The sequence below is a fragment of the Vibrio sp. CJQ_6 genome (genome assembly GCF_043106745.1).
In the GTDB taxonomy this organism is placed as follows: Bacteria; Pseudomonadota; Gammaproteobacteria; order Enterobacterales; family Vibrionaceae; genus Vibrio; species Vibrio furnissii.
This window is the reverse complement of the sequence record NZ_JBICMV010000021.1, coordinates 555,579-580,243: the sequence shown is the minus strand read 5'-3', so window position 1 is coordinate 580,243 and position 24,665 is coordinate 555,579. Positions and strand designations below refer to the sequence as shown.

General features: G+C 50.2%; 18 protein-coding genes. 6 read left to right on the top strand and 12 right to left on the bottom strand.

Annotation, left to right across the window (positions count from 1 at the left end):
- Complete coding sequence (locus ACF8PK_RS13410) at positions 1–768, bottom strand: ABC transporter ATP-binding protein (protein ID WP_004726895.1); 768 nt, start codon at positions 766–768, stop codon at positions 1–3.
- 623 nt (positions 769–1,391) lie between these two features.
- Between ACF8PK_RS13410 and ACF8PK_RS13405 the strand changes: the two genes are divergently transcribed.
- Both ACF8PK_RS13405 and alr read left to right on the top strand, forming a co-directional pair.
- A complete protein-coding gene (locus tag ACF8PK_RS13405) occupies positions 1,392–3,023 on the top strand; it encodes a methyl-accepting chemotaxis protein (RefSeq protein WP_154179769.1) in 1,632 nt (543 codons plus the stop codon).
- 94 nt (positions 3,024–3,117) lie between these two features.
- Complete coding sequence (gene alr / locus ACF8PK_RS13400) at positions 3,118–4,347, top strand: alanine racemase (protein WP_004726897.1); 1,230 nt, start codon at positions 3,118–3,120, stop codon at positions 4,345–4,347.
- Between the two features lie 43 nt (positions 4,348–4,390).
- On the opposite strand, the gene ACF8PK_RS13395 is transcribed toward alr, so the two are convergent.
- The 8 genes from ACF8PK_RS13395 to dalD all read right to left on the bottom strand — a co-directional run bounded on the left by ACF8PK_RS13395 (position 4,391) and on the right by dalD (position 13,711).
- A complete protein-coding gene (locus ACF8PK_RS13395) occupies positions 4,391–5,323 on the bottom strand; it encodes a LysR family transcriptional regulator (protein WP_004726898.1) in 933 nt (310 codons plus the stop codon).
- A gap of 86 nt (positions 5,324–5,409) precedes the next feature.
- Positions 5,410–6,888, bottom strand: coding sequence for a BCCT family transporter (locus ACF8PK_RS13390; RefSeq protein ID WP_392441749.1), 1,479 nt, complete (start codon positions 6,886–6,888; stop codon positions 5,410–5,412).
- A gap of 49 nt (positions 6,889–6,937) precedes the next feature.
- On the bottom strand, positions 6,938–7,783 hold the full coding sequence (locus ACF8PK_RS13385) for an NAD(P)H-binding protein (protein WP_004726900.1): 846 nt from the start codon (positions 7,781–7,783) through the stop codon (positions 6,938–6,940).
- A 123-nt stretch (positions 7,784–7,906) separates the two neighbouring features.
- The gene (locus tag ACF8PK_RS13380; protein ID WP_014257496.1) at positions 7,907–8,566 is read right to left on the bottom strand and encodes an NAD(P)H-dependent oxidoreductase; all 660 of its coding nucleotides are present in this window, start codon (positions 8,564–8,566) and stop codon (positions 7,907–7,909) included.
- Positions 8,567–8,758: 192 nt separating this feature from the next.
- A complete protein-coding gene (hxpB, locus tag ACF8PK_RS13375; RefSeq protein ID WP_392441747.1) occupies positions 8,759–9,418 on the bottom strand; it encodes a hexitol phosphatase HxpB in 660 nt (219 codons plus the stop codon).
- Positions 9,419–9,482: 64 nt separating this feature from the next.
- Positions 9,483–10,757, bottom strand: coding sequence for an MFS transporter (locus ACF8PK_RS13370; RefSeq protein ID WP_004726903.1), 1,275 nt, complete (start codon positions 10,755–10,757; stop codon positions 9,483–9,485).
- A gap of 116 nt (positions 10,758–10,873) precedes the next feature.
- Positions 10,874–12,334: a xylulokinase gene (gene xylB, locus ACF8PK_RS13365; RefSeq protein ID WP_392441745.1), complete on the bottom strand. Its 1,461-nt coding sequence runs from the start codon at positions 12,332–12,334 to the stop codon at positions 10,874–10,876.
- A gap of 9 nt (positions 12,335–12,343) precedes the next feature.
- Complete coding sequence (dalD, locus tag ACF8PK_RS13360) at positions 12,344–13,711, bottom strand: D-arabinitol 4-dehydrogenase (RefSeq protein WP_392441743.1); 1,368 nt, start codon at positions 13,709–13,711, stop codon at positions 12,344–12,346.
- Between the two features lie 235 nt (positions 13,712–13,946).
- Here dalD and ACF8PK_RS13355 point away from each other — a divergent pair, with 235 nt between their 5' ends.
- A complete protein-coding gene (locus ACF8PK_RS13355) occupies positions 13,947–14,888 on the top strand; it encodes a sugar-binding transcriptional regulator (RefSeq protein WP_055465656.1) in 942 nt (313 codons plus the stop codon).
- A 489-nt stretch (positions 14,889–15,377) separates the two neighbouring features.
- Positions 15,378–16,850 (top strand): C69 family dipeptidase, encoded by a 1,473-nt coding sequence (locus tag ACF8PK_RS13350; RefSeq protein WP_208550821.1) that lies wholly within the window; start codon positions 15,378–15,380, stop codon positions 16,848–16,850.
- A 258-nt stretch (positions 16,851–17,108) separates the two neighbouring features.
- Here ACF8PK_RS13350 and cydB read toward each other — a convergent pair whose 3' ends face one another.
- From cydB to ACF8PK_RS13335, 3 genes are all read right to left on the bottom strand, one after another.
- The gene (cydB, locus tag ACF8PK_RS13345; protein WP_208550820.1) at positions 17,109–18,125 is read right to left on the bottom strand and encodes a cytochrome d ubiquinol oxidase subunit II; all 1,017 of its coding nucleotides are present in this window, start codon (positions 18,123–18,125) and stop codon (positions 17,109–17,111) included.
- Between the two features lie 11 nt (positions 18,126–18,136).
- Positions 18,137–19,501 carry a cytochrome ubiquinol oxidase subunit I gene (locus ACF8PK_RS13340; RefSeq protein ID WP_158164535.1) on the bottom strand — a complete coding sequence of 455 codons (1,365 nt, stop codon included), beginning with the start codon at positions 19,499–19,501 and terminating at the stop codon, positions 18,137–18,139.
- 85 nt (positions 19,502–19,586) lie between these two features.
- Positions 19,587–21,911 carry an FdhF/YdeP family oxidoreductase gene (locus ACF8PK_RS13335; RefSeq protein ID WP_392441739.1) on the bottom strand — a complete coding sequence of 775 codons (2,325 nt, stop codon included), beginning with the start codon at positions 21,909–21,911 and terminating at the stop codon, positions 19,587–19,589.
- A gap of 751 nt (positions 21,912–22,662) precedes the next feature.
- On the opposite strand from ACF8PK_RS13335, the gene ACF8PK_RS13330 reads away from it, so the two are divergent.
- Both ACF8PK_RS13330 and ACF8PK_RS13325 read left to right on the top strand, forming a co-directional pair.
- Positions 22,663–23,562, top strand: a complete 900-nt coding sequence (locus ACF8PK_RS13330; protein ID WP_392441737.1) for a bestrophin family protein — start codon at positions 22,663–22,665, stop codon at positions 23,560–23,562.
- 187 nt (positions 23,563–23,749) lie between these two features.
- Positions 23,750–24,652, top strand: coding sequence for a LysR family transcriptional regulator (locus ACF8PK_RS13325; protein WP_044363684.1), 903 nt, complete (start codon positions 23,750–23,752; stop codon positions 24,650–24,652).
- Positions 24,653–24,665: the final 13 nt, after the last annotated feature.

Here is a 24,665-nt window from a genome sequence, read left to right as displayed (position 1 = left end):
TTAAGGGATATAACTGATGGGCGTGCCGGTTTTCGGATGCGGGAACAGCGCCAATTCCATGCCGTAGATCTGTTGCAGCGTGGCTGGTGTCATTAATTCGTCTGGCGTGCCGGAGGCAATCACCTTCCCGCCCCGAAGCGCGATCAAGGTGTCGCTGAATTTGGCCGCCATGTTCACATCGTGCAGCACCATAATCACGGTAAGATTTAAGGTACGATTCAACTCTTTGATCAGTGCCAGCAACTCGTATTGGTGCGCCACATCCAGTGCCGATGTCGGTTCATCAAGCAAAATGCATTGGCTCTGCTGCGCCAGTAGCATCGCCACCCAAGCACGTTGCCGCTCACCGCCAGACAGCGTCGCCACAAATCGATCCGCAAACGCATTTAAACCCACCTGCGTAATGGCTTGCTCGACAATGTGATGATCGTCTTTGCTATAGCGGCCAAATGCGCCTTTCCATGGATAGCGCCCAAAGCGCACCAGTTCACGTACGGTGACGCCGTCGGTGATCGGCGGATGCTGCGGCAAGTAAGCCACACGGTGAGCAAATTCAAGATGAGAGTATGAAGCAACGCTTTGTTGGTCGTAGAACACCTGCCCTTGCGTGGGCGCATTCTGGCGACTCAACAGCTTGATCAATGTCGATTTACCACAGCCATTGTGTCCCAGCAATGTGGTGATTTTTTGGGGTTCAAAGGTGAGCGTGGTCGGCGATAAAATCGTCTTCCCGTCTATATCAAAGGACGCATCGACAAGTTGGTACATGGCGGATTACAACGTGAGTGATCAGTGATGAGCCCAGCATGTTAACAGATGACAATATGAATGATAACTATTTTCATAACTAATCCTTATGCCTCGTACTCACCCCAACCGTCTCATTCGTCGTCCGGATTGCGCAGCACGTCATCCCACAAATACCCCCATGTTGGGCCGCGTTCGGCACATTTACGCCAACCATCCCATCACATTCGAGATTGATTTCTATTTTTTCACCAAGATTTGAAGCGTATTCACATGATTTTTTCAGAATAAAAAAACATATTTTCCGCGCACTCGTTTGCGTGATAAAAAATGAATACACCCAAATAAACACCTACCCCTTTCGGGTTAGTTTAATTGACGTTTTTATTTAAATTTTGCGTAAATAAATACAATTGCACGATATTTATTCATCGTCATAATTATGACTGCGTCAAAATTTACATGTTTATGGCATGTATCAAATTATTGACATAAATTATTTTATATTTAATCAATAATCCATATCGAAAATCGAATCGATTAATGGTAACTTGCACGCCTTGCGGTAAAAATACGGATCAAATTTACATATACGGACATGGTTTACTTTGTAATCAAAATAATAAATCAAGGTATATCAAGATATGTTTATCAAGAATCTTTCGATAGCAAAGAAGATTTCTTTTTCTTTTCTGATCATCGCTCTGATTAATATTGCCTTCGGCGTGTTCTTATCGACAGAACTGAAGAGTATTAAGGCAGAATTGCTGAACTACACCGACGACACCTTGCCTGCCGTAGAACGTGTAGACGCGATTCGTGATGATCTTTCGCGTTGGAGACGCTCTCAATTTGTCGCGTATACATTAGATGACGCTGATAAAATAAGTAATCAAATTGCGGGGAACATTCGCAAAAGAAACGAAATTGCTCGTGAATTAGAAGCTTACGGAAAAACTGTTTGGCCGGGAGAAGAAGAGCAAACGTTTAAACGAATCATGCGTAACTGGGAAATTTATCTCGGTACGATGGATCAATATAACACCGCCATGTTAGCGAACGACAAAGTCAAAGCACAACCTATTCTTGCCTCATCTTTATCTGCTTTCCAAGACCTTGACGCTGAACTGGGCGAACTGATTCAAGTGCTTAAAAAAGCCATGGAAGATAATAAACGTCATATTCTGACCTCGGTAAATGACTTAAGTACATCTTCAATTACAAGCAACATCATTATTCTCGTTATGATGATTGCAATGACGTTGGTATTAACTCGTCTGATCTGTGGCCCACTTAAATTAGTGGTAGAACAAGCGAACTTGATTGCGAAAGGCGATCTCTCCAGCAGCATCGATCGCGACGCCATCGGCAACGACGAATTGGGCGAACTGGCTGATGCCACCAGCAAAATGCAAGACGACCTGCGCCAAGTAATCGACAACGTGATTGCCGCAGTCACTCAATTGAGTAGCGCGGTGGAGGAAATGACGCAAATTTCCGATTTGTCTGCGGCGGGCATGAAAGATCAGCAACTGCAAATCACTCACATCGCCACCGCGATGACTGAAATGAAAGCGGCGGTAGCCGACGTCGCACGCAACACCGATGAATCTGCCAGCCAAGCCAGTGAAGCCAATGAGCGCACACAGCACGGTGTGCGTGAAACGCAGCACATGGTCGATACCATTGAAGACGTGGCGAACGTGATCGGCAATGCCGGTGACACCGTGACCGAGCTGGAACTGCAATCCAGCAAGATCAACGTGATTGTGGATGTGATTCGCGACATTGCTGACCAAACCAACCTGCTGGCATTGAATGCCGCGATTGAAGCTGCACGTGCCGGTGAATCAGGCCGTGGTTTTGCTGTCGTGGCCGATGAAGTGCGCACACTGGCAGGCCGCACGCAGCAATCGACCGCAGAAATCACCACCATCATCGAGCAGTTGCAAACGCTGGCCAAAAACGCCAAATCAGCGACCGAATTGTCACGCACCAGCATCACCGGGTGTGCGCAACAAGGCCTGCAATCGAAGCAGTTGATGGGTGAAATCGAAAGCGCGATTGCCGACATTTCGGACATGGGCAGTCAAATCGCGACCGCCTGTAACCAGCAAGATTCAGTCGCAGAAGAACTCAGCCGCAGCATTGAAAACATCCACTTTGCTTCGCAGGAAGTTTCGCAAGGCTCAGAGCAAACGGCGCAAGCCTGCCGCGAACTCAGCCAGTTGTCTGTGTCGCTACAAGAAGTCATGGGACGTTTTAAACTGAGCTGATCGTCACGCACTCCGGCGCCGTCGGAGTGCATGATTTCCGCTGTCTGATCCGTAGATTTACCCAACCACTCACGTATTTTCGTATGGAGACATTATGCGCATTAAACAAACCTTCCTTGCTTTGTCCATCGCTGCCGCCACTTTCGCGACCGCTACACCAGCGCTCAGCGCGCCTTTACATATTGCCAGCGACGACAATCAGCAACAGAACATCCAAGCAGCGAACGCTTGGCTTGAAATCAACTTGACGCAATTTCGCGACAACATCGAACAGTTCAAATCGAAGATGAACAACCACACTAAAATTTGTGCGGTGATGAAAGCCAACGCTTACGGCAATGGCATTCAAGGTTTGATGCCAACCATTCTAGAGCAGCAAATTCCTTGCGTGGCGATTGCCAGCAACGCCGAAGCGCAAGCCGTGCGCGACAGCGGTTTTAAAGGTGAATTGATGCGTGTTCGTTCAGCCAGCCTGGGCGAAATCAAAGACGCGATGCACTTGAACGTCGAAGAGCTGATTGGTAGCGCCGAGCAAGCTAAAGCGCTGTCTGCTTTGGCGAAAAAGGCCGGTCACGACATCAAAGTACATCTTGCACTGAACGATGGTGGCATGGGTCGCAACGGGATTGATATGACCACCGACGCGGGCAAAAAAGAATCACTACAAATCGCGGCCGCCAAAGGCGTGCGCATTGTCGGTATCATGACCCATTTCCCAAGCTACGATGCGGACGAAGTGCGCCAAAAACTGGCGTCATTCAACACCCATTCAGCATGGTTGATCAAAGAAGCGAAACTGAACCGCGAAGACATCCTGCTGCACGTGGCGAACTCGTTCACCGCGCTGAATGTGCCAGAAGCGCAACTGGATATGGTGCGTCCGGGCGGCGTCCTGTACGGCGATCAGCCAACCAATCCGGAATACCCATCCATCGTGTCTTTCAAAACGCGCGTGGCATCACTGCACCACCTGCCGAAAAACAGCACCGTGGGTTACGACAGCACCTTCACCACGCAGCAAGACAGCCTGATGGCGAACATTCCGGTCGGTTACTCAGACGGTTACCCACGTAAAATGGGCAACAAAGCGCAGGTGATCATCAATGGTCAACGCGCCAACGTGGTGGGTGTGGCGTCAATGAACACCACCATGGTGGACGTGACGCATATCAAAGGCGTGAAAGCAGGCAGCGAAGTGGTGTTGTTTGGTCATTCACAAGGCGAAACCATTTCTGCCTCGGAAATGGAAAACAACGCTGACGTGATTTTCCCTGAACTTTACACTTTGTGGGGCAGCGCGAACCCACGGGTTTACGTGAAATAAGCTTCCGTTCTCAAGTCAAAAGCGAGCTATTCAGCTCGCTTTTTTAGTTCATATCGACATAATCGAGCCAGAATGGCCGCTCGCCGAGGTGGTTCAGCAGCAAACTGACAAAATCATCAACCAACAGGCTGCGCTGGCGATTGGGATAGATGGCGTAGATGCCGGTACTCATGGTGGAAATCACATAATCCGGCAGCAATTGCACCAACCCCGCCTCTTCTAATGACTCTTCCAAACCAAACATGTCAATCAGTCCATACCCGACACCTTTTTTGATCGACTCCACCACCAGCTTTACATCGTTAACTTTGAAGTTGCCTTTCATGGTCAGGTTGAGCATCTCTTGGCTGCTCGGTTCGCAGCTGATGGTCAGTTTGTCCAACGTCACATCGCCATTGGCGTAAATCACCGCAGGTAGCGCAATTAATGCCTCAGGGCTTTGCGGCAAGCCATGTTTCGCCACGAAATCATTGGACGCGATCAGCACAAAATTGGTGTTGGTGATCTTCTTGGCGATCAAGTTGGAATCGGCCAATTTGCCGATTCGAATCGCGACATCAAACTTATCCGCAATGATGTCGGCGCGTTTGTCATCTAAGATCAGCGTCAGCTCTACATCCGGGTATTTGCCAATGAACGCATCCAGCACCGGCTGCAAATAGCGCTGGCCGAAATAGTTAGGCGCAGCAATTTTGATGCTGCCACTCGGTGTTAATTGATGCGTTTCGGCAATGCGCTGAATATTGTTGAGCGTGTCTTCCAGCACTTGCGCTTGCTGATAGATTTGCTCCCCCACCGGCGTTAGTGAAATGGTGCGGGTTGAACGATTCAGCAGTTGCACGCCCAAGCTCTGTTCCAGTTTTTTGATCTGCTTTGACAGCGCCGAGTTATCCATATCATGCAATAACGCCGCTTTGGTAAATGACCCCTGACGGACCACATCGACAAACAGAGACAACTGGTGACTAATTGACATAGATTATCCAATCAAAAAAGCAATAAAGGGTGAAGCCGTTCTATCTAAACAATGCATATCTAAACAATGCATGGTGAGTGACGGCTTTAGGCAGTCGACGATTGATATTGTTTGACCATATCATTCAACATAGAAACGATTTGCACAATGAGAACAAACGTGAAAGGTAACGCGCCAGCAATGGCGACCTGTTTGTTGAGGTTCACATCGTTGATATAGATCAGACTGAGCGATAAGCCCAGCAGTACAATCGCCCAGAGCATGGTGTTTCTTTTCCCGGTTTTTCCATCTAACATACCGCAAACCAGTAACGCAGAGTCAGCGCTGGTAATGATAAAAGTGATTAACAAAACAATCGCGAGGCAGGCAATCATGCTGCCATGCGGCAATTGGTCCAAAAACAGAAACAAGCCTTGCGTATAATCCAGATCCACAGCATCAATAATTAGACTGGCAGAGGCTTGTTCCAAAGCCGTACCACCAAACACCGTGAACCATAAAACTGAGGCCAATGACGGTACAAGCGCGACACACAGAATAAACTGACGAACCGTCCGACCTTGGCTAATTCTTGCAATGAAAGGGCCAACAAAGGGCGCCCAGGCGATCCACCAGACAATATAGATAATCGTCCAGCCCACACTCCATTGCTCATTGTCAGGCGCAAGTGAAAATGAAACGTCGGGTAAGATTTCGACGTAGCGAGCCGTAGATGACGCTACGCGATTTAGAATCGTGATGGGGTCAAATGACATCACGACAAACATCATCATCACCAATAGAAGCACGATGTTGAGTTGGCTCAGTCGCTTAATTCCCTTGTTTAACCCCAGTAATGATGACCCTGTAAAGCAGATAGAAATCACAAAGATGATGCTGTACCTAAACAGCACAGAGTCTGCATTGACACCAAAAATATTCTCCACACCCGCCTGAATCAAAGCAATGGTATTGGCAAACGTCCCCGCGACACCAAACAGAATCGCCACAATGGCCAACCAATCCATGGTCACAAATAAGCCGCGTTTAGACTCGGCATTCACACTGGAAGAAATGAACAAAGGTCGCCCGCGATTAAACGTAAACCACGCGATGGTAAGCCCAGCCAACGCATAGATACACCATGCATGTAGCCCCCAGTGGAAATAAGTCAGCGCCAAAGCGTTGTCGATTTTATCTGCAGGCGAAATGCCAAAAGCAGGCATATGAGCAAAATGTGACGTTGGCTCCGCGACGCCCCAAAAGACCAATCCTGATCCCATGCCACAGGTAAAGAGCATGGTTATCCAACTAAACGTTGAGAATTCAACCTTGGCCGCTTGCCCCCCTAATTTGATATTCCCTATCGGGCTCATTGCAATCAGCAAGCACACAAAAATCGTAGCGGACGAGAACAACAAGAAGCTGAGACCAAAATGTTCAACGAAGGTTTGCGTGACATGAGAAATCGCGGAAATGCTATAGCTTGGAAATGCGATGAGAACCAGAGATAACAGCGTAACAACGATGAAACCATAGTGTTCATAATGTAGCTGAAAGCTGCGTCGGGTAACTGATGAGTTCATAGTATTGATCTTAAGTTGTTGTCTAAATGCCACCTGTCGTGGCATTTATTTATGATTTCAAACGTTGAAAGTACTCATCCCACGTGATGTGTTGCCTGCCCGCTGCAGCGTAAAACTGACTTTCATTGTTCAGTTGGTTGGTCTGAATGCTCTCATATATGCCACCAACCACATTCCCTAAGAAATCGCCCAATTCAGGAATACGGCTCAATCTAAATGCTTCAGTATCCATTGGAACATAAACTAAGTGCGTATTAAAAGTTTCATTTAAATAACGCACCAATTGATACTGGCTCATTGGCTGACCATTGAGATTGTAAATCTGGCCATTGTGCTTATCGTCGGTCAGAAGTTTCGCGTAGGCATAAGCCAATTCATCACGCGTGGTATAACTACATAAGCCATCTCCGGCACTATTTGCCACTTCACCGGCGGCAACGTATTCATTCAAATATTCCACGTCCGGTTCGATGTAAATCCCATTGCGCCCAATAACCCAATCCAATCCAGATTGCTGAAGCATCAACTCGGTTTTTCGGTTACTTTGCACCACAGGAGAAAACGCAGTGTCGTGCTCTGCCCCTTGGATACTGGTATAAACGATTTTACGAACACCAGCTCGCTGCGCCGCCGTAATGACATTGCGATGTTGAATCATGCGTTCATCTGCATGGCTCATACTCGTCACCATCAATAACGTATCAATGCCTTGCAGTGATTTTTCAAGCTGTGCCTGTTGATTGTAATCGCCTGGACGAACCTCAACACCCAACGACATCGCTCTTTCAACGGTACGCGCGAGCGCTACCACTTGATGAGATGGCGTAAACTGAAGCAGTGCTTTGACAACGGCTGAGCCTAATTGTCCACTGGCTGCTGCGATGGCTATTTTCATCTTACTTTCCTCGACAAAGCGTAGCATCTCACTACGCTTTGTCACTGATACTCAAAGACCCAATACATGGTTCGATAAAGTGTGAGTCACGTTTTAATGCATGTACTCATCATCTATCTAAAATCAAAGAACAGTCAGAACGTCTTCCATTGGCAAACGCGCTTTTGGCAGGCCATGGTTGTAGTCTTCCAGCTCTAGGTGGTAACCCATTGCGACCGCCACATCACACACATACCCATCCAGCTCTTCACTGAAAACTTCGCCAATCAGCGCTTGGTCGACACCTTCCATCGGAGTGGAATCGATGCCCAGACGTGCCAGCACGTGTAAAAGGTTACCCAATGCGATGTAAGTTTGTGCTTTGGTCCAGTGACCGTTGAAGCCGTTTTCGTCGGTGTTGGACTCGGCAAAGGTATACGCACCATTGAGGAAACCGTCGTAACGCTCCGCAGGCAGGTGACCTGAAGAGACTTCAACGTCCGCAACTTTGCGATAATCTTCTTTAGTGAATTTAGGGTTGTATGCTAGCAACACGGTGTGCGACGCCGCTTTCGCGTGCGGTTGGTTGAACTGGTGCATGCGGGCAAATGTGTCGTGGAAACGCTGCTTCGCGGCATCACTCTCAATCACAATGAACTTCCAAGGCTGTGCATTGATCGATGAAGCCGACAGGCGCAGCGCCTCTTTGATGATCGCCATATCGTCGGATGAGATTTTTTTGTTCGCATCATAACGTTTGGCTGTGTAACGTTTAGTTAGGTCGGCAATAATTTGGTTAGACATGGTATTTCCCCGCAAAAATAATGGATGCTTGGCTCTCGCTCAAGCTGGCGACTGAGTCGCTGTGTTTTCAAAGTGATTGCATTATGCGTCGGAATCCGCGGGGATTCGATTGCCAACACTGCCAAACATTGCGGAACTAAAAGTCCATAATCAATCCAATCACTGAGACTTATTTAACCACAATCACGCCTATCATGACGCTCGGCACTGGGTACGCAAGGCGTCAATCACCGCTGTCAGGTTGAAAAATTGAGCGTCAGCAATGGCAAAGCGCGCTTGGTCAGCATGTGGTGATACCAAATACGTGGTCATCTGGGCGCGTTTGGCCGCAGTTAAGCCGGTAAAGCTGTCTTCAATCACCAAGCAATCCGCCACCGCAACGTCGAGTTTGCGTGCAGCGGTCAGGTACACATCCGGTTGCGGCTTGCCGTGCTTTTCATCTTCCGCACTGCAAATCACGCTGAATTTGTCCCACAGCGCTAAACGGTCAAACACCGCTTGGATCACCACATGGTTTGAAGAGGTGGCGAGCGCAATGCGCATGCCTTGTTCGGCAAAAAATTGTAAGGCGTCGTACACACCAGCCATCGCTTTGCCCGTTGCCGAAATGCGTTGGCACAGCTTGGTCAGAATCAGGGTTTCTAATACTTGTGAATCAACCACCAGCGCATACGTTTCACACCATGTGCGTGCAATCTCATCAATACGCTTGCCCATGGTCAGTTGTTCGCAGTCCTGACGGGTGATCGCCACACCAAACCCAGCCAACGATTCAATCTGCGCTTCTTGCCATAGCGGCTCAGAGTCAATGATCACGCCATCCATATCAAAAATTACTGCTTTCTTGTTCATACTTACCTCAAAAAAAATAAAAAAAGGGATGGCAATCAAAGCCATTGCCATACCCTAAACCGTGTTATGCAACGGTGACTTTACCTGAATCAACAAATTCGGTTTCAAATCCAGGTTGCTCCACCTTGATGCGATAGGTGAAGAAAAACGCCAGCACGTACAAGGCAGTATAGGCAATCACGACCCCGATGGTGCTGAAGTACGGCAACACGATCACTGCAATCGCTGGCGCCAAAAAGTTCGATAAACCAGCCGACAGGTTATACACCGAAATCGCCGCGCCTTTATGATTCGGCTCCAAGGCCGGAAAAACAGCGGCCATTGGCACAAATGCGGCGACAAAAATACCCAGCGCAATCGCCGGGATCAGCGCCATGGCGAAGTTATTGCCAAAGTGCTGCGGAATGTAATAGAACGCAAGGCTCGACAGCGCCATGCCCACACAACCAAACCAGCGAACCACTTTCAACCAACCCAGTTTTTCGCCCATGATGCCCCAGAAGACATTGGAAAAGATGGTGGTGAAGAAGAAGACCGCCCACACCTGAAGCCATTCGGATGTCGTAAAGCCTAAATCGTCGACAAACATCATCGGCATGATGACCGCAAAACCAAACAGCGATAGCGTATTGATGATGCGAACAAAGCTGGAATAGAGCACATTTTTGTTGGTGTAAAGCAGCGTCACGGCGCGGCTGAGCTCGGTCAGTTTCTGTTTGGTGGTGAGATTGTGCATGTGCGTCGGCGTTTTCACCTTGCGCAGCGCTATCATGGCAATCAAACCGCCAGCGGCACAAAACGCCAATGACAGCCACAAAGTACCCAGCTCGCCAATCCAAGGAATGGTGAAACTTGGAATGTAGCTTCCGGCCACGCCGATGCCGATCGAATACACCGTCCAGAACCAACCCAGCGCGGAACTGACACCATCACTGCGCACGTTGTGCACGATCACCACAATGAAGGAGTAGAGGAACAGCGGATAAGCAAAGCCGCGAATGCCGTAGAACAGCAAAATGAGCGCGTAGTTTGACTGCCCTAACCCGAAGGTTAAGAACAGAACGTGGAAAGTACACCACAGCAAAAAGCCGATTTTCATCGTTTTCTGCGGTGTGATGATCTCTGCAACCACACCGGACACCCAAGCTGCCAGCGCGGCAGCCAAACCATACAGCGTAAAGGCAAAAGAGGACTGCGCTGGCGTAAAGCCCAACTCCGTGATGTAGTGCGACAGGAATGCCAGCTCAAAGCCATCGCCGGTCATAAAGATGGCAATCGCGATGTATCCCCAGATCAGATTGAGCGGCAATCCAAGCCACTGTTTGCTTACGTTTTCCATATATTCCTCGTTTCGTAGGGTAAAGGAATCCCACGCCCCTTTGCAGGGGCGCAGTCCATGAGGGTTGTGATGATTCTTCTAAAAATTCTTTTTAAATAGGCTCTTAATGGCCGAGGTTATGACCGTAAGGCCAAATCGTTTTGATAAAGGGCGCGGAACCGAGCATAGCGCTCGCTCAACACGGGTTTGCGATCCGCGCAAGGTTGGTAAATGCGGTGAATGTCTGGCTTTTTACACACCTGTGCCATGGATTTACCGGACGCCAAACATGCCAGACGCGCTGCGCCCAGTGCGCCGCCGGTTTCACCGCCTTTGTGCGTCACAATCGGCAGGCCGAGGGTGTCTGCCAGCAACTGCGCCCAGAATGGGCTACGAGCGCCGCCGCCGACCAACGAACACTGGTCAATCTGGGTTCCGCTGTCTTGCAAGACGCGCAGACCATCTGCAATCCCAAAGCTCACACCTTCAATCACGGCATAACCCAACAATGCGCGATTGGTTGAATGGCTCATGCTGTGGAACATGCCCATAGCTTGCGGGTCGTTGTGCGGCGTACGCTCCCCAGAGAGGTAAGGCAAGAACAGCGGCGCTTTGGCTTTTTCTTCCTCACTCAACTGCTCGATGTCCGCCAGCAGTTCCACCTCGGTCGCTCCGACAATGCGGCAGAACCACTGCAAACAGCTGGCTGCGCTGAGCATGACGCTCATCTGATGCCAACGCTGTGGCAACACATGACAAAACGCATGTACCGCCGATTGAGGCGCGGGGCGATATTGTTCGTTCACCACAAACAACACCCCGGATGTGCCCAAGGAGATGAATGCATCGCCTGGATTCACTGCACCGACACCAATCGCACTCACGGCGTTATCACCGCCGCCACCAGCAACAATTACCGATGGACTCAAGCCCCATTTGTGCGCCATCTCTGCCGAGAGTGACGCCGACACGTCGCACCCTTCCACCAGTTCAGGCATTTGAGCGCGCGTCAGTTGGCATGCATCCAGCAGCGCATCGGACCAATCGCGCTTGGCGACATCCAGCCACAAGGTACCTGCCGAATCCGACATATCAGAGACTTTTCGCCCGGTCATTTTGAGGCGCAGGTAATCTTTCGGCAGCAACACAGTCTGAATGCGCGCAAAGTTTTCCGGTTCATGTTTACGCACCCAAATCAGCTTCGGCGCGGTAAACCCCGGCATGGCCAAGTTGCCCGCAATGTCATGCAAATCCGGCGCAGCCGCTTCCAGTTCCGCGCACTCTTCGTGGCAACGCGTGTCGTTCCACAAAATTGCCGGGCGAATCACCGCATCGTGGTGATCCAGCAGTACGGCCCCATGCATCTGCCCCGACAGGCCAATCGCTTTGATCGCGCCCCAATGTTCGGTGCACTTTTCTCGCAACGCGCCAATCAGATAGTTGGTGGCTTCCCACCACTCTTGCGGCGCTTGCTCAGACCAATGCGGATGCGGGCGTTGAATCGTCAGCGGCGCACTGTGTGTGGCGACGGTTTCACCGTGCTCATCAATCACCAGTGCTTTCACTTCCGACGTGCCAAGGTCAATTCCTAAATACATACCTGCTCCTTACTGAATCATGGGGTAAACGGCGGCGATTTTCTCGCGCAGCAGCGCTTCAAATTCAGCGCGCTCAGCCAATTCACCAAACAATGCTTTGTCATGTGCATAGACTGCAATTGGGTCTACCGACTCAAACATCGCATGCACTGCCGCCGCATCCAGAATGCCGTCTTGATACTCATAAGGTAGAACGCCTTTGTGCCACTGCTGCATAAACACGAAGAACAACGCAGGCAACATCGCGGTTGCTTGCGGCGCGACGCCACGTTGGTAACACTCAATCATCGTTGGGGTGATCATCGCCGGAATTTTCGAGAAACCGTCTGCCGCCACACGCTGGTTGGTGTCTTTGATGTATGGGTTGGTAAAACGCTCTAGTACCACATCACGATACGTGGGCAGGTCGATGCCGTTGTCACCCAAGCAAGGGATCACATCCTGCGTCACGTAATCATGCGCAATTTTGTAGATGCTCTCGGTCAGCGTGCTGTCGTGAATAAACGACTGCCCCAGCAAGGTGCCCGCCCACGCAATGCAGCTGTGCGACGAGTTGAGAATGCGGATTTTCGCTTCTTCATACGGGATCACTGAATCCACCATTTCAACACCCACCGTTTCCAGCGCTGGTCGAGCGTCTTTAAAGTTGTCTTCAATCACCCATTGAATAAAGGTTTCGCCCATCACAGGCGCTTGATCATCAATGCCCGTTTGCTGTTTGATGCGAGCAGGTAGATCAGCCGCTGGGCGCGGCGTGATGCGATCGACCATGGTATTCGGACAGGTGGTGTTCTCTTTCACCCATTGCAACACATCGGTTTTGCCAGTCAGCGTCAGAAACTCCATCAACCCATCGCGAAAACGTTCGCCGTTGTGACGCACGTTGTCACAGTTAAGCAGCGTCACTGGGCCAGCATCGTCTGCCATGCGGCGCTCAAGAATTTTCGTCACAGTGCCGTAAATGGTTTGATGACCACCGTTGAGATCAGCGTTTAAGACCGCACTGTCGACATCCAGCGTGTGGTCAGTTTTGAGGTAGTAGCCGCCTTCGGTCACGGTGAAAGCGATAACTTTCGTTTGCGCTTTGGCCCCTTCGTCAATCAGCGGTGCAAGATCCGCTTGCCAAGGCAGCAGCGTTTGAATCGACTTGATGACTTCGTAATGACGCTCACCCGCCGGACTCACGGTTTCCAGCACATATTCGCCGTTTTGCGCTCGCAACGCGTCGACGGTGGCTTCGGCATCGTTGCGAATGTTGCCCGCAGCGATATGCCAGCGTTGATCGCCCGATGCCAACAATTTGTGCAGATACCACGCTTGGTGCGCGCGGTGAAATGAACCCAGACCGATGTGAAGCCACGTGTATTGGTTTGTCATGATGATTCCTCGTTCTTATTGAATGACGCCACTCTAATCGATCAAATTATCAAATAAAGAGCTATAGATCACAAATGAACAAAAGACCATTTACAGGTCTTTTGTTCATTTGTGAGTAATTGATAGCTATTGCACTCCGCAAGCGTTCGCGAGAAGATACGAGGTATTCGCGCGCCCAAGACGAAAAATCAAAGCTTTAGAACAGGCGCAAGACATTGAATAGTAAGGATGAAATGTGGCAAGAGACGACAGTTTTAAAACCGACCAAATGGTGCGTGCCGCTTGGATGTATTACATCTCCGGTCGCAATCAGAGCGATATTGCGTCTGAACTCGGTTTATCCCGTCCGGTGGTACAACGTTTGATTGCGGCAGCCAAAGAGGAAGGCATTGTTTCGGTTGGCCTGCACCACCCGATTTCAACCTGTTTAGATTACGCAGAACTGCTGAAAGCGAAGTATCAACTGGTGGAGTGCAACATCGTCCCCACCACCAGCGGCGAGGAAACCTTAGATAACGTGTCGTTTGGCTGCTTTCAGTTGATGTCGAAATACGTCAAAGACCAGCAGAATCAAATCATCGGCATCGGCTCGGGACTGACGCTGAAAAAAGCGATCAACCGGATTGATTTCGAATCGCCCAACAGCCAATGCGTGGCGCTGATCAGCGCGATGGGCGTGAATGGTCAATGTAACTACTACGATGATGTGCCGCTGATTCTGGCGCGGAAAATTCGCGCCAACTATTACCAGTTGCCTGCGCCGCGTTACGCCCTGTCAGCCGATGAACTAAAAGTCTGGACTGGCATGCGCGTGTTTGAGGAAGTCGCCGCCGTTGCCAGCAACGCCAACGTGGTGTTTATCGGTATTGGCTCGTTGAGTAAAGCAAGCCCAATCATCCAAGATGGCTTTATCTCCGCCGATAAGGCCGACGAGCTAAATCAACAAGGCGCCGTGGGAGAAATTCTCGGCCGATTCATTAATGCCCAAGGTGACGTAATTGATTGCACCATCAACACCTTCATCACCAGCCATGATATTCGCAGCAACGACTGCCCACGCATTGGCGCTGCTTGTGGTGAAGACAAACGCCCGGCCATTCTCGCCGCGCTGCGCGGTCGCTGGATCAACGGTTTGGTCACCGACGAAACCACCGCCCGCTGGCTGTTGACGCAATAGATAGCAAAAAGGAACGCTCAGCGTTCCTTTTTCATTGCATCGCACTCTCGCCACTTAACCCATCCTGATATGGATTAAGTCCTTAAACATATCCAATTCGTTACGCGTCAGCTTGGCCTGAGACATTGGTTGTTCAACACCCATCAGCATGCCTCGATTTTCAAGATGCTGCACATCCAAATGTTCAGCACGACGCTTTTCCCCTCACTTTCAATGCGCAAGTTATCTATATTTAAATATGCAAAAACGCATATTTTTCAAATAATTATCCATAAAAACAAATACTACTTATGTGATCAATTGATGAATATTTGTTCTTCTTGGCAGTTACACTCCAAATGCAACATTCTGATGAATACTACTCGAGTTGGATCTCAATCTTATTTATCTTACCCCTGAGAACCGACCCGGTAGAGATAACAACAATAAATTCTGCAAATACAACAGACATGAACTTCGGTTCTTTCACATGATATGCGGAGAATAAAGATGAAAACTTGGTCTGTAACTTTTTTAGCCAGCGCAGTGGCCATTGCGCTTAGTGGCAACGCGCTCGCTTGTACCGGAATCATCGTTGGTAAAGGTGCTTCAACCGACGGCAGTATTATGATTGCCCGCAACGAAGACTTTGGTATCAATAACTGGAACAAGTATTTAGAGTATCGCCCTGCACAGGACAACGAAGAGGGAGATTGGACGCTGGGTAACGGACTTGTTGTCCCTATGCCTAAACACTTCTTCGCCTACTCAGCTATACCAGATTGGGATGCCAAAACTGTCGATGGCGACGGTAAATTTTACGAAGAACGTGGCGTCAATGAGCACAATGTCGCTATTTCGGCGACAACCAGCGTAGAGATCAACGAGAAAGTCGCGAAAGTCGATCCTTTGGTCGAAAATGGCGTAATCGAAGCCATCATTCCTACTCTACTTCTTCCTCAATCTACCAGTGCGAAGCAAGCGGTTGAGCTACTTGGCAACTACATTGAGACCTATGGCGCTGGTGAAGGAAACAGCCTGTACATTGCCGATATCAATGAAGCTTGGCTGTTTGAGATCGGTTCAGGTCACCATTGGATCGCAGTAAAAGTACCTGATGATAGCTACGCAATGATTGCTAACGGTTTACGTGTTCATGGCGTGGATTTATCGAGTAAAGATGTCCTGCACTCAAAAGGCATGTTTGAGTTTGTTTCTGATCACAAGTTACTCGACAAAGCGGACAAGACGTCATTTAACTTCGCAAAAGCGTTTGGCGTCGTGGGCGATGAGTACAATACCGACCGAGAATGGTTAGGACAAAAGATGCTAACGCCTTCAAAACATCAGCAAAGCCGCATCGCTCAGTACCCACTGTTTATGAAGCCAGATGAGAAAATCTCAGTTGAAGATGTCGCAGAGTTATTGAGTGCGACCTACAAAGGCACCGTGTTGGAAGGGAAGAGCACACGTCCAATCCGCGTAGAGCGTCAGGTAGAATCGCATATTATTCAGCTAAGAGAGCAAATGCCAAAAGAACTTCAGGGCGTTATCTGGCAAAGCTTTGGCGTACTTCCTGAATCTGTGCTCGTCCCCCTTTACTCGACGTTGACCGACTATCCAAAAGCGTACCAAGTTGGTGATGACACCTATAGCGACGACTCCGCATACTGGCAGTTCCGAAGCTTAACCGCACTCGCCGCGGCGAATCCAGACAAGTATCTACCTCTACTTAAGGAAACTTGGGATAAGGAAGAAACACGCTTGTACAAACAAGTCGCGAATTTAGATAAGACACTAACGACGATGTACAAAGAGGATAAACAAGCCGCACTAGATATGGCCGCTGACTATTCTTATGGACAGCTTAAACGTACGTTGGACATAGCAACGGACATCCGTTACAAAATGATGACTGACTTAACTAAGAGCACTGAGAAAAAGTACTCTGAAGAAGAGTTCAAAAAGATCATGAGTTTGTGAACGTAAGATTCTAGCAAACACGTTGTAGATGAAATCCGCCTGTCTAGCGCGGATTTCATCTACAAAATAATGTGTGTGATGCATAGAGATGGTTTCAATTTTCTTAGCTGAAGAGCGAGCTTGTCATTTTGCTCTTGAAACCTCTCTTTCCTGATCTGGTCGTGCTGAGATATCTCTTCACTCAGGGAGTTTGATCAGATAACTCCGTCATCCTGTCTATCGGTATCATCTGAAGCCCTTTTTATTGGCGGGATGGTGTTAGTGATACGCCTCGCCCACCTGCACTTTGCCGCGAAAGACGTAGTAACCCCACGCGGTGTACGCCAGAATCACGGGCAGGATAAACAGCACGCCTATCAACGCAAACAGTTGGCTGGAAAGCGGTGACGCCGCCTGCCAGAAGTCAACCGATGGCGGAATGATGGTCGGCCAGATGCTGATCATCAGACTCACATAGCCGAGTGCAATCAAAAACAGCGTGGCAACAAACGGTTTGTAAGAGTGGCGTTTGCGCAGATTACGCAAAATCAGCGCCACGGCAATCACCGCCAACACTTCCACTGACGCCGTAAAGACCCAGTGATGACCGCTCAGCCACAAGTCAGCCACTTGCGGGTTTAGCCACGCGGTCCACACCGCCACCATCGCAATCATCACGATCAACGCGTAAGTCAGCGGGCGGCTGTAGTGGCGCATTTTGCTCTCCAGCATGCCGTCGGTTTTCATCAGCAACCAGGTACTGCCCAGCAGCGCGTAGGTCAGCGTCAAACCCAACCCACACAGCAGTGGAAACGGCGCCAACCAGTCAAAATCACCACCGGCAAACTGGCGGTTCACCACGGGAATACCCGCCACGTAAGTGCCCAGTGCGACGCCTTGGAAAAACGCCGCCATGATCGAGCCACCAATGAACGCTTTATCCCACCAGTGACGCGATTTAGCTGACGCTTTAAAGCGAAACTCAAACGCGACGCCACGGAAAATCAGCCCTGCTAATACCAGCACCAGCGGCAGATACAGCGCTTCCAGAATGACGGAATACGCCAGTGGGAATGCGGCGTACAACGTCGCACCGCCAAACACCAGCCAGGTTTCGTTGCCATCCCACACCGGCGCGACCGTGTTCATCATCACATCGCGCTCTTTCGGGTCGGAGATGAACGGAAAAAGAATGCCTAAGCCTAAGTCAAAGCCATCGAGAATCACATATAGCAGCAAGCCAAACGCGATGATCACGGCCCAAATCACGGATAAATCGATACCTTGAATGGTCATGTTGTGCTCCTTTATTTCGCCAGACTGAGCGGGTCATCGCTCACGCGTTCTTGCTCAACCGCTGTCGGGCCTTTGCCCACCAGACGCATCATGTAGGTGATCCCGACGGTAAACACCGAGAAGTAAATAATGACAAACAGCGCCAGCGTGATACTCATCTGCAATACATCATGGTTCGACGCCGCATCGCGGGTGCGCATCATGCCGTACACCACCCATGGCTGACGGCCGATTTCGGTCGTGAACCAGCCTGCCAGCAGCGCAATCAGTCCCGATGGCCCCATCAGCAGGACAAAGCGATGGAACAATTTGGTGTCGTAGAGTTTGCCTTTGCGACGCAGCCACAACGCGGTCAGAGCAGACAGAATCATCAACATGCCAAGGCCAGCCATCACGCGGAAACTCCAGAACACGATGGTTGAATTGGGTCGGTCTTCTTTCGCAAAGCTTTTCAGCGCCGGGATCTGTTTATCCAGGCTGTGGGTCAGAATTAAGCTGCCCAGATACGGCACTTCAAGACTGAAGCGGGTTTTCTCCGCGTCCATATCCGGAATCCCGAACAGGATCAACGGCGTCGCTTCGCCCGGTTTGTTTTCCCAGTGCCCTTCAATCGCCGCAATTTTCGCCGGTTGATGCTCAAGCGTATTTAAACCGTGTGCATCGCCCACCACCGCTTGCAGTGGTGCCACCAGCAGAATCATCCACATAGCCATTGAGAACATTTTTTTCACTTCCGCACTCTTGCGACCGCGCAGTAAATGCCAGGCCGCTGAAGCGGCAACAAAGAATGCCGTCGACAGGAAGGCAGCCAATGCCATGTGCGCCAGTCGGTAAGGGAATGACGGGTTGAACACGATTTTAAACCAGTCGACAGGCACCACGCGGCCATCCACAATTTCAATGCCTTGCGGGGTCTGCATCCAACTGTTGGACGACAGGATCCAGAACGTTGAAATCAGTGTCCCGATCGCCACCATCACCGTGGCAAAGAAGTGCATGCGGCGGCTGACTTTGTGCCAGCCAAACAGCATGACACCCAAAAATCCGGCTTCGAGGAAAAAGGCTGTCAGCACTTCGTAGGTCAGAAGTGGTCCGGTGACACTGCCGGCAAAATCAGAAAAGCGCGCCCAGTTGGTGCCAAATTCGTACGACATCACCAAGCCGGACACCACGCCCATGCCAAAGTTAACGGCGAAAATTTTGCACCAGAAGTGATACAGATTTTTGTACACCGGATTGCCGGTTTTCATCCAGCGCCATTCCAGCACCGCGAGAAAACTGGCCAGCCCAATGGTGATCGCTGGGAAAATAATGTGAAACGACACCGTGAACGCAAACTGAATGCGCGCCAGGTCGAGAGCCTCTAAATGAAACATACCAGAATCCTTAATCTTTCAGAGGTCGCTGGCCCTGCCGCACAACACCAAGCAGGGCCAATGAGATAAACAGAAGTAAACCGAATTACAGTGCAGTGGTTGGAATCACGCTGCTTGGTTTGGCTTTTTCCAGTTTGATGGCCACAAACTTGGAGGTCGGCGTAAAGGTGCGATCGCCATAGCTATCGAGCGGTACCAGCGGATTGGTTTCCGGGTAATACGCCGCGGCCTGCCCAGTTGGCATGTCATACGCCACCAGTTCAAAACCGCTGACACGGCGCTCCAGCCCGTCGTCCCACAAGGTCACCAAGTCCACTTTATCGCCCGGTTCATAGCCCAGACGACGAATGTCCTCTGCATTGACGAACACCACATCGCGCATGCCAAACACGCCGCGATAACGGTCATCCAGCCCATACAACGTGGTGTTGTACTGATCGTGGGAACGCAGGGTTTGCAGGATCAGATCCGGCGCATCGCCGCGTTGAATGACGTTTTCGTTTACCAGTTGATCCGGCAGTGCTGGCGCAGCAAACTGCGCTTTCCCGCTGGCGGTATTCCATTCACGACGGGCCGCCGTATTACCCAGATAAAAACCGCCCGGATGCTGCAAGCGCTGATTGAAGTTTTCAAACCCGGGAATGGTGTCAGCGATCAAATCACGAATGTGACTGTAATCAGCAATCGCCCAGTCCCAGTCGATTGGGAAATTACCCAGTGTCGCTTTGGCAATCCCCGCCAGAATCGCAGGCTCAGAACGCAGATATGGCGAGCGCGCTTTGAGCTGGCCATAGGAGAGGTGCACCATGCTGAAAGTATCTTCAACCGTCACGCCCTGCGGGCCGTTGGCCTGAATATCGATTTCAGTACGGCCAAGGCATGGCAGGATCAACGCATCGCGACCAGTCACCAGATGTGAACGGTTCAGTTTGGTGGCGATGTGCACGGTCAGCTCACAATTGCGCAGCGCATCATGAGTACGGGGTGTATCCGGCGTCGCCTGCGCAAAGTTACCGCCAAGGCCGATAAACACTTTGGCGCGCTTCTCTTCCATCGCCTTGATGGCAAGCACGGCGTTATGGCCATGCTCGCGCGGCACTTTGAATTGGAAACGTTTTTCCAGCGCATCCAACAGAAACTCCGGCGGCTGTTCATCAATCCCCATCGTGCGGTCACCCTGCACGTTACTGTGACCACGCACCGGCGACAGCCCGGCACCCGGTTTGCCGACGTTCCCGCGCAGCAGTTGCAAATTCACCACTTCCTGAATGGTCGGCACAGAGTGACGGTGCTGAGTCAGCCCCATCGCCCAGCACATCACCACGCGTTCAGCACGGCGATACATGCGCGCCAGCACTTCGATTTCATCGAGTCCCAAACCTGATTGCTGAGTGATGTGTTTCCACGAGGTACGATCGACAACGTTTAAGTAAGCATCCACGCCCGTCGTGTGCTCGCGAATAAAATCGTGGTCGAAAACCGGCGCTTCACCCAATGCTTGCGCTTCGCGCTCCCATTGCAGCAGAAACTTCGCCATACCGCGGAACACAGCCATATCCCCGCCCAAAGCGGGGCGAAAATAAGCACTGCTGGTCGGCTCCGAGCCGTTGCTCAGCATTTCAATTGGGTGTTGTGGGTGTTGGAAACGTTCCAAACCGCGTTCTTTGAGCGGGTTCAGACAGATCACCTGTGCGCCGCGTTTAACCGCTTCACGCAAAGGTTCAAGCATACGCGGGTGGTTGGTCCCCGGGTTCTGGCCGATGACAAAAATCGCATCCGCCAATTCCAAATCTTTAAATACCACCGTCCCTTTGCCGACCCCGATGGTGTCGGACATGCCAATCCCACTGGCTTCGTGGCACATGTTTGAACAGTCAGGGAAATTATTGGTGCCAAACGCTCGCACAAACAGTTGATAAATGTACGCCGCCTCATTGCTGGCACGACCAGAGGTGTAAAATTCCGCTTCGTCCGGAGACGCCAGCGCGTTAAGGTGGCGTCCGACCATCGCAAACGCATCGTCCCAGGAGATTTCGACGTAGTGATCGGTTTCAGAATCATAACGCATCGGATGACTCAGGCGGCCCTGATATTCCAGCCAGTAATCGGTTTGTTTCGCCAGTTCCGAAACGCTGTATTTGGCAAAGAAATCCGGATCCACAAGACGGCTGGTGGATTCCCAGTTGACGGCTTTTGCGCCGTTTTCGCAGAAATTCACCATCCCGCTTTCCGGCGATTCACCCCACGCACATCCCGGACAGTCGAAGCCGCCGTTCTGGTTGGTTTTCAACATCGCTCTCAGGTTACGAAACGCATTCTCACTGCCTAACCAGCTTTTGGTGACCGCTTTGAGCGCGCCCCAGCCTGCTGCAGGTCCGGGATACTCTTTAATGTGTTCCTTTTGGTTCATGACGACACTCCTCTCTAGGAATTTCAATGAACGATGCGTTATTTACCGGTGAGCGATGGCAAATATTATTTCGACCATTTGTGCTTATATTTATGCACAAAGATGCACGAAATAAATAAGGTTCATTGAGTTGTAATTAAACACAACCAACGATATTTTTTGGTCGTGCCTTTTATTTCACTAGAGCGTAAATCGTATTTTTTCTACCGTCCAATTGAACTTATTGAATTAATCATCGACGAAATCTATCACTCAAACAAAGCAGAAATAACCACACAAAAAGTAATTTATTGATTCATTCTTAAATGAAGGCAGACGTTATTTTCAATCTCGACTCACGCTCCAGACGCATGCATTTCTAATAAGCACACCGATGCACTTGTTCGAGTAACTCACTCTAAATTCGGCACTTATTTTCACTTCAAACACTGAACCAACCATGGGTTTCGCGTGATAGAAACGCTCTATCACGTGATAAAAACAACTGATTTGACCCGGGGTGTTTTCGATCTTATTCTTGATTCAAATCAAGAAACATGCAGATTTTAATCGTAACCGAGTCAGTTTTTGTATCCGTTTTTGTCAGTGTGCTAAATCAGACCTTCGACAAAATAGCGTTTTTAAAAAGCATGTGAGATGCCATTAAACCGGCATCATCAATAGGATTAAAATAGAATATTATCGCCATTAAACACTTCAACAATAATATTCTACTTAAAGTAACGTTAAAACTATTATTCATGGAAAAATCATGATCGTTCATCCTAAACCTAATTTAACGAACATTTTATTTTCATTAAAAGGTTCCATTGCAAAACGTATTGCTAAACGCAGTTTTATGATCACCGCTCTGGCGTCATTAATTGTGTTAGTGGAAGGGATGTTGCCGACATTTTTTACCCATGTGAATGCCACGCCGTTTACTTTGTTGGGTATTTCGCTGTCCATCTTTATGAGTTTTCGTAACAATGCCTGTTACTCACGTTGGTGGGAAGGTCGTCAGGCGTGGGGACACGTGATTACCGAAGTGCGCTCATTTACCCGCGCCAGTGAAGTGATTGACGATGAAGCGTTACGTACGTCGCTGTTAAAAGAGCTGTGCGGTTTTACCCACGCGTTGGCGGCGCGGCTGCGCAACGAAGACGAGTATCAGGCTGCGAAAGGCTGGCTCAGTCAAGGGGCAGAGGCCTACGGACACAACGTCAGCGACGGAATTTTGCGCCATATCAGTCGCGGCTATTCCAAGCTCGCCAAAGCAGGCAGCATCAGTGAGTGGCGTTATGTGATGCTGGAAGAGCGGTTGCAACGCCTGTCGGAGGCACAAGCAACGTGTGAACGTATAAAAAGCACGCCACTACCCTTTCCGTACACCTTGCTCTTTCACCGCACCAACTACATTTTCTGTTTGTTGTTGCCGTTTGCGATGGCAGAGCCGCTGGGCTGGATTGCGCCGATTTTTACCACCATCGTCAGCTACACCTTTTTCGGTTTAGATGCGATTGGGGACGAACTGGAAGATCCCTTTGGCCGTGATGAAAACGATCTGCCAATGGATGCGCTGGTCAGAATTATTGAACGTGACGTTTTGGACGCGCTCAACGTGGCGGAGCTGCCACCGATTTTGCAACCGGTTGATTATGTGCTCAACTAATCGCAACGCATGACCACCCAGCGGATTTGGCGCAGCGGACACCGCTGCCACTTCAAGTCCGGCGGGTATAAGATAATCAGTACTGAGCACACTCAGTCTGTCAGTCTCAACACAAGTGGCCGAATAACAATACGAGCACGACAACGTGCCGCCCAAGTAAAAAACACCGGCCGCTTAAGGAAGCATTATGGACATTAAGCAATTGAAATATCTCATTGCGCTCGACGAAACCCAACACTTTGGGCAAGCCGCTGCAATGTGCCACATCACGCAGCCTACCTTGTCGATGCGCATTCGCAATCTGGAAGATGAGCTGCAACTGACCCTGATTAACCGCGGTCAGCGTTTTGAAGGGTTTACTGAAGCGGGCGACCGCATTCTGGCCTGGGCACGTAGCGTGCTCGCTGCCCACGATGGGTTACAGGCAGAAGCAGCGAATTGCCGCGGCCAGTTGGTGGGCAGCCTGCGTTTTGGCATGGTGCCGCTGGCGAGCCTGAATCCCATGGCGCTGCTCGAACCGCTGTCTAAACGCTACCCTGAACTGCGGTATCAGTTGTGCTCGGTGACGTCTGAACAGGTAATTGACGGCCTCAACCGCAATCAGTTGGATTTGGGCTTGTGCTATCTCGATCAGGTCGATACCACCCATTTTGAAGTGATTGAACTGGCGGCCACCAGCATGGGGCTGCTGCACGATACCCGTCATTTCGGATTTGCTGACACGCAGATGGATTGGGAAAGCCTCGGCCATATTCCGCTGGGTTTGCTGACCAAAGGGATGCATTACCGCCAGTCGATTGACATGAGCTTTAGCAGCAAAGGGATTGAGCCACATATTCAGGTGGAGAGTGATTCCACCTTTCAGTTACTGCAAGCGGTCCATGCTGGGTTGTGCTGCGCCATCATGCCACTGAACAGCGGCATGGAGACCATGAACGAGCACCTGCGCATGATTCCGATTGCACAGGCCGAAGTGCATTCACGCATCGGCTTACTGATGCGCAAAACCGAGCCGCGCTCCGCGTTGGCTGAGCGTTGCTTTGCCAAAGCACAGAAAATTTTTGCTGCCGACCACAACGTGTCGGATTAAACCGGGAGATCAC